We start from the raw sequence: 7,104 nt of genomic DNA, 5'->3' as shown, positions 1-7,104 counted from the left end.
GCCTTCGAGCGCATAGTCAACGTGCCGAAGCGCGGCCTTGGCGAGGGCACCATCCGCCAGATCCACGACACCGCCAGGGCGCTCCGCATCCCGATGCTGGAGGCGGCTGCAACACTCGCCGAAAGCGACGAGCTGAAGCCGAAGCCGCGCGCGGCACTGCGCGAGGTATCGGCCAATTTCGAGCGCTGGCAAAAGGCGCTGGAAACCACGCCGCACACCGAGCTCGCCGAGACCATCCTGGAGGAGAGCGGCTACACCGACATGTGGAAGAACGACCGTTCGGTCGAAGCGCCGGGGCGGCTGGAAAACCTCAAGGAGTTGATCCGCTCCATGGAGGAGTACGAATCGCTGCGCTCCTTCCTCGAACATGTCGCACTCGTCATGGACGCCGAGCAGAACGCCGAGCTCGACGCCGTCAACATCATGACGCTGCATTCGGCCAAGGGCCTCGAATTCGAAACCGTGTTCCTGCCCGGCTGGGAAGAAGGCCTGTTCCCGCACCAACGCTCGCTCGACGAGGGCGGCCGCTCAGGGCTGGAGGAGGAACGCCGCCTCGCCTATGTCGGCCTGACCCGCGCCAAGAAGAACCTGCACATCTGGTTCGTCTCCAACCGCCGCATCCACGGCCTCTGGCAATCGACTATCCCGTCGCGCTTTCTCGACGAACTGCCAGAAGCCCATGTCGAAGTTTCCGAGAGCGGCAACTCCTATGGCGGCTACGGCAATGCCTATGGCGGCGGCTCGTTCGCCTCCGGTCGTGGAGGCCAAGGTGCAGGCAGGCAGAACCCCTATGGAGCATCGCGCTTCGACAACATAGGCGGCAATAACGGCGCCGAGAAATCCGGCGCCTTCTCCAGCACCTATGCGACACCGGGCTGGCAGCGCGCTCAGGCCAACCGCACCGAAGCGGCCGACCGCAATTGGGGCACCCGCTCCGGCCACCAGGTCGAGCGTATCGGCTATGGCGAGACCGATTCCGGCTACGGTGCCGGCCGCACCTCGATCAAGGGCCGCACCATCGACGGCGAGCTGGTCGCCAAATCCGTCGCCGACACGCCGTCCCCCTTCAATGTCGGCGATCGCGTCTTCCACCAGAAATTCGGCAACGGCAACATCTCGGCAATCGAAGGCAATAAGCTGACCATCGACTTCGACAAGGCCGGCCAGAAACGCGTGCTGGACGGGTTTGTCACGGGAGTTTGAGGTCGCCGGTCGTTAGCGATACCGCGCCTGGTTCCACTTATGGCCAAGCAGCGACAAGATGATAATTAGTCCGTTGAAGAACTGGACGTAGAAGCCGCTCAGGCCCGCCGCCACGACGCCGGTCTGGATGAAAGAGACGGTGACCGCGCCGATCGCGCCGCCGACGACGGTGCCGATGCCGCCCCAGGTCGGCGTGCCGCCGACGAACACCGATGCCAGCACTGGCAAGAGATAACCGTCGCCCGCCGTCGGCCACCAGGTGAAGTTGATCATCACCGAGAAGGTGCCGGCGATTGCCGCGCCGATGCCGACGAAGACGAACACTTTCACCCTGACGCGCTTGACGTCGATGCCCATTTGCTGGGCGCTGTCGGGATTGTCGCCGACCACCTTGACCTGGGCGCCGAAGCGATGGCGGTTGTAGAGCAGCGCCGACAGCACGACGAAGGCGATGGCCCAGAAGATCTGCACCGGAATGCCGTAAAGCTGGCTGGAGAAGATCTTGTAGGCCCAGCTGTCGGCAAGGCCGGTCAGCGCCGTCGACCTGCCCTCGTTGATGATCTGGATCAGGCCGCGCAGCAGGAAATTCATGCCGAGCGTGGCGATCAGCGACGACAGCCCGCCATAGACGACCAGCGAGCCGACCAGGAAGCCGAGCAGCATGCCGGTGACCATTGCGGCGGCGATGCCGACGAACGGGTCGTAGCCGGCCTGCACGACCAGCGCGAACACCCAAGAGGCGAAGCCCATCGTCGCCGGAAACGACAGGTCGATCTCGCCGCAGGTGACGACGAAAACCAGCGGCACCACCACGAACAGCGCCACGGGCAGCGTGGTCAGCACGGAACTATAGAGATACCAGCTGGTGAAGACCGTCGGATTGGCGATCATGAACACCGCCATCATGACGATGAACACCGCAAGCGTGCCGAGTGCAGCGCGATTGTCGAGGACAAAGCCGCGCATACAGTGGTCGGACGGGTGTTTCCATGCCTTCGGGGCTTCGCTGCTGCCGAGAGGGGTTTGCAGATCGGGCTCCATTGTCTTGCTCATCGCGTTGCCTGCTCCCCGGCGTCGTGCAATCCCGCCAGTCCGCCGGGGTGTGCCACGTCTTCCATGAAATTGATGAGGTCTTCGGCCGACTTGACCTCGCTCCGGTCGGCGCTGAGCGCGACCTTGCCGCGATCGAGCACGACGAAGCGGTCGGCGATATCGAAGACGTGGTGGATATTGTGGCCGATGAACAGGATCGACCGGCCGCTCGCCCGCACCTGGCGCACGAAATGAAAAACCTTCGCCGTTTCGGTCAGCGACAGCGCCGTCGTCGGCTCGTCGAGGACGATCAGGTCGGCCTTCTTGTAGATGGCGCGGGCGATCGCCACGCCCTGGCGTTCGCCGCCCGACAGCTGGCCGACGATCGATTGCGGCGTGAACACCTTCGAGGTGAAGCCGATCTCGCGCATCAGCCGGCTCGCCTCCGCGATCTCCTTGTTGACCTTCAGCCAGCCAAGCCAGCCGGTGAGCTCGCGGCCCATGAAGATGTTGCGCACGATCGTCTGCTGAACGGCGAGCGCCCGGTCCTGGAACACCGTTTCGATGCCGGCGTCGCGCGAGCGCGCGGCGCTCCACCCGGTCACCGGTTTGCCGCGAATGAGGATTTCGCCGCTGGTCGGCTTGACCACGCCGGAAAGGATCTTGATCAGCGTCGACTTGCCGGCGCCGTTGTCGCCGATCAGGCCGACCACCTCGCCGCGGTCGACGCTGAGATTGACCCCGCCAAGCGCATAGACCTGGCCGTAGGACTTGCTGATGTCACGCAGTTCGATGAGGCGTTCGGCCATGGCGGTCCTCGCTTGATTTCGTGCCGGCGGTCTCGCCAGCGGCCCCGCCGGCCGGGCTAAATCCCGGCCGACGGCTTGGGAGGTCAGCGCAGCGCCTGCTTGGCCAGCTCGGCGACGATCTCATAATTCTGCGGCGTGACGAAGCCGGCACCGGTGTCGACATTCATCGGCGCCAGACCCAGCACCACCTGCTGGCAGAGGCTGAGGATTGGTAGGTAGCCTTGCATGAACGGCTGCTGGTCGGCCGTCAGCTGCACCCAGCCGCCCTTGAAGCCCTCGACGATCTGCGGGCTAGTGTCGAAGCCGAAGTTGAAGATGTCGCCCGGCTTCCTGCCCGCCGCCTGCATGTAAGTCGGCACATTGCCCAGCAGCTGCCCGCCGGGATAGCCGACCGCCTTGACGTCGGGATTGTTGAGCAGTGCTGCCGTGATCACCGGAATGGCCAGATTAGGGTCGGCGGCCCACTCGGTTTGAGAATTGATTTGAACGACGTCGATGCCGGCCTCTTTCAGTGCGGCGACCGTGCCGCGTTCGCGCGCGCCGCGGCTCTCGTTCTCGAACGGGCCGATCATGATCGCCTTGTCGCCGGCCTTGAGCCCGGCCAGCTTGAACGCCTCGGCGCCCAGCGCGCGGCCCTGCTGCTCCTGCTGGGCGCCGACATAGCCGCCGCCGAACGCCGCCGTGACCGTCGGCACCGGCACGTTCTGGTACATCATCTTGATGCCGTCCTTGTGCGCCTGTTCGGCCAGCGGCATGATGGCGGCGTCGCCCGGGTGGCCCATCATGGCGATGCCTTGGGGCTTGACCGCAACAGCCTCGCGCAACTGCTGCACCATCTTCTCCACGTCCCACCCAGAGAAGATATAGTCGACCTTGGGCCCGAGATCGGCGGCCGCCTGCTTGGCGCCATTATAGACGATGGTGCCGAACGCATCGCCCTCCGCCCCGCCGGCGAAGAAACGGATATGGACATCCTTGCACCATTGCGCATCGAGCGCCTGCGCCGGCAAGGTCGAGAGTGCGGCGGCGAGCGCCATCGCGGCCGCCGAGACGGTCGAGCGCAGAACTGTCCTTCTCATCATAATGCTCATGCACGTTCCTCCCTTTGTTCCCTCGCTAGCCGAGGGGTTTTGACGATCGCTTCGGCGTTGCGCCGCAGCCTCCAGCTGGCCGGCACCTCCCGCCGGCCGACTTCTCACACCGGGTTCGGCAGGTAGCTCGCGCCTCCCCGGCATTGTTGGAGATAATCCAGCGCACGCGCCTGGCCGGTGATCTCGAGATCGCCGCGATAGACCGGGTCGTGCCAGCCCTCGATGTCGATGGCTCCCTTGTAGCCGGCCAGCCGCAGCTCGCTGATCACCCTTGTCCAGTCGCTGTCGCCGAACCCCGGCGTGCGCATCTGCACGAACGGCAGGCGGCCGAACACGCCATGTTCGCGGATCACGTCCCAGCGCACCGTCGCGTCCTTGCCGTGGACGTGGAAGATGCGCGACGCCCATTTACGGATCTGCGGGATCGGGTCGATCAGGTAGACCAGCTGGTGGCAGGGCTCCCATTCCAGGCCGATATTGTCGTCCGGCACTTCGTTGAACATCAGCTCCCAGGCGTCCGGATTATGGGCGATATTCCAATCGCCGCTGGCCCAGTTGCCGTCCATCGCGCAGTTCTCGAAGGCAATGCGCACGCCCTTGTCGGCGGCACGTTTTGCCAGCTTCCCCCAGACCTCGCGGAAACGCGGCAGGCTGTCGGGCAGCGGCTTGCCGCGAATGCGGCCGGTAAAGCCGCTGACCATATTGGTGCCGAACAGATGCGCGTTGTCGATGATCGTTTCCCATGCCTGGAGCACGCCGCGATCAACTTCGCCGCTCTCCAGCGGGTTGCCGAACACCCCGATCGATGAAATGACGACATCGGCATCGCCGATCGCCTCGCGGATCTCGCCCGCCAGCCGCGGAATATCCTTGCCACCCAGCGTCTGCCAGAAAAACGGCTGGATGCTCTCGAAGCCGAGCGGCAGGATCTGCCTGACATAGGCGGCCGGATCGTCGAGATTGGCGCGCACCATGGTGCCGATCCTGATGTCGAGCAGCGGGTTTGGCATCATGATCCTTCCTGTGCAGCGATAGCGACCCGGCGCCCGGTTTCGGCGCTCTCGATCGCAGCGAAAACCATGGCCAGGCTCTTAATGTTGTCGGCGCCACGCGTCTCCGGCTCGGTGCCGGTTTCGACGGCGCGGACGAAATCCTGGATAATGCCGAGATGGCCGCCGACGCGATCGGCCGGGTCGAGCGGCGGTACGGCTATCGGTTCGGTGCGGTCGAACATGCCTTCACGGACCGGCCGCACGACTTCCGCCTTCAGCCCGTCCTCGCCGTCCCAGACAATGCTGCCGCGCTCGGCGACAAGACGCCATGTACTGTCCCAGCTGGTACGGAAGCCGGCCGCGCACCAGCTGCCGGCATAGGTGAACAACTTGCCACCGCCGAGGTCGAAGCTTGCGGTAGCCGACGACCCTTGCCGATACCAGGAATTGGCCGGCTCCCACTCCTGGCAATAGACACCGGCCGGCTCGCCGGCCACCATGTAGCGGGCCGCATCGAATGTGTGGATCGCCATATCGAGCAGCAGCACATGGCGCATCTCTTCGCGAAAACCGCCGAAATGCGGCGCAACGAAGAAATCGGCGTGGATGCTGGTCGCAGCACCAATGACGCCGGAATCGAGAAAGCGCCGGATGCGCCGGACGTTGGCGACATAGCGGCGGTTCTGCACGACGGCATGGATGCGCCCGGCGCTGCGGGCGGCCTCGACAATGGCACGCGCATTGTCCGGGCTGTCGGCCAGCGGCTTTTCGGTCAAGAGATGGCAATGGTGGGCAAAGGCGGAAAGCGCGACCTCGCGGCGGGCGGCGGGAACCACCACGTCGAATACCGCGTCGGGCCTGGTCTGGTCGAGTACGGCGTCGAGGTCGGTTCCGATGATGGCGCCCGAAAGCTCGTATTCGCGCGCCCTTGCCCGCGCCCTTTCGGCGTCGAGATCAACCAGGCCGACAATGGTGAGCCCGTCAATCTGCCTGGCCGCATCGAGCCAGGCTTTGCTCATCGCTCCGCAGCCGACCAGGACGACATTGATCATCCAGCACTCCTCCCTCTCGGCCCCTCCAGACCGATCGTCACGGCATTCACGGCAGGGCCGTAAACCTTTTCCGTAAACGTTTACGAGAACACACCCGATGGCGTACAATGTCAATTAGCCGGTGCGAAAAATTGTCCTGCCGCCTTGGCCCGAAGAGCCGCCGGTGCTAGCCAAGCAAGGGGGAGAACTGTCCTTTGGCGTCCAGTATTCACGACCTTGCGCGTCACCTGAACATTTCGATCGGCACGGTGTCGCGCGCGCTCAACGGCCGCGCTGATGTCAATGCCGACACACGGCAGCGCGTGCTCGATGCGGCCAAGAAGCTGAATTATTCGCCGAACCAATCCGGCCGCAGTTTGCGGCGCGGCGCCACCCATTCGATCGCCTTCATGCTGCAGCCGCATCCGGGCGACCAGGAATATGGCGAGCCGTTCTTCATTCCGTTCCTGACCGGGCTGCAGGCCAAGCTCGCCGAAAGCGGGCTCGACCTGATCGTGGTGATGGGCGCGCCGGGTGACTATCAGCAGGAGCGCCTGCGCCGTGTCGTCGAGACACGCCGGGCCGATGCCGTGGTGCTGGCCTGGACGCGGCGCGAGGACGAGCGCATCGACTATTTGACCCAGGCCGGCTTCCCGTTCGCGACGCTCGGGCGCAGCCGCTCCGGCGGCGATGCCTACCCCTCGCTCGACCTCGACTTCGAAAAAGCGGGGGCTGACGCGGTCGATCGTCTCGTCGCGCGCGGCCACCGTCGCATCGCCGCCGTCCGCCCGTCGCTCGACCTCAACTTCGGCTATTTGTTCCTCGCCGGCTACCGCAAGGCGTTGCGGCAGCACGGCATCGAATTCGACCCCGAGCTGATCGCCGACGGCTTCATCAACGAGGCCGGCGGCTACGCCGTGACGCCGAAGGTCATGCGCTCAAAGGA

The 7,104-nt window shown here is 64.8% G+C and carries 7 protein-coding genes; 2 read left to right on the top strand and 5 right to left on the bottom strand.

The window, feature by feature from the left end:
- Positions 1 to 1,203: ATP-dependent helicase (locus E5W70_RS29760; RefSeq protein WP_292664861.1), on the top strand; the 1,203-nt coding region annotated here is incomplete at its 5' end.
- Between the two features lie 12 nt (positions 1,204 to 1,215).
- Here the strand turns inward: E5W70_RS29760 and E5W70_RS29755 are convergent.
- The 5 genes from E5W70_RS29755 to E5W70_RS29735 all read right to left on the bottom strand — a co-directional run bounded on the left by E5W70_RS29755 (position 1,216) and on the right by E5W70_RS29735 (position 6,179).
- Positions 1,216 to 2,256 carry an ABC transporter permease gene (locus E5W70_RS29755; RefSeq protein WP_292664860.1) on the bottom strand — a complete coding sequence of 347 codons (1,041 nt, stop codon included), beginning with the start codon at positions 2,254 to 2,256 and terminating at the stop codon, positions 1,216 to 1,218.
- A complete protein-coding gene (locus E5W70_RS29750; RefSeq protein ID WP_292664859.1) occupies positions 2,253 to 3,044 on the bottom strand; it encodes an ATP-binding cassette domain-containing protein in 792 nt (263 codons plus the stop codon). The genes E5W70_RS29755 and E5W70_RS29750 overlap by 4 nt, the downstream gene beginning before the upstream one ends.
- A gap of 83 nt (positions 3,045 to 3,127) precedes the next feature.
- Positions 3,128 to 4,135: a substrate-binding domain-containing protein gene (locus E5W70_RS29745; protein ID WP_292664858.1), complete on the bottom strand. Its 1,008-nt coding sequence runs from the start codon at positions 4,133 to 4,135 to the stop codon at positions 3,128 to 3,130.
- A gap of 104 nt (positions 4,136 to 4,239) precedes the next feature.
- Positions 4,240 to 5,145, bottom strand: coding sequence for a sugar phosphate isomerase/epimerase (locus tag E5W70_RS29740; protein WP_292664862.1), 906 nt, complete (start codon positions 5,143 to 5,145; stop codon positions 4,240 to 4,242).
- Positions 5,145 to 6,179 (bottom strand): Gfo/Idh/MocA family oxidoreductase, encoded by a 1,035-nt coding sequence (locus E5W70_RS29735; RefSeq protein WP_292664857.1) that lies wholly within the window; start codon positions 6,177 to 6,179, stop codon positions 5,145 to 5,147. Before E5W70_RS29735 ends, E5W70_RS29740 begins: the two co-directional genes overlap by 1 nt.
- 194 nt (positions 6,180 to 6,373) lie before the next feature.
- Between E5W70_RS29735 and E5W70_RS29730 the strand changes: the two genes are divergently transcribed.
- A partial coding sequence (locus tag E5W70_RS29730) for a LacI family DNA-binding transcriptional regulator (RefSeq protein ID WP_292664856.1) occupies positions 6,374 to 7,104 on the top strand: 731 nt, incomplete at its 3' end.

The sequence above is a fragment of the Mesorhizobium sp. genome (assembly GCF_005063415.1).
GTDB lineage: Bacteria > Pseudomonadota > Alphaproteobacteria > Rhizobiales > Rhizobiaceae > Mesorhizobium.
This window is presented reverse-complemented; position numbering and strand designations above follow the sequence as displayed.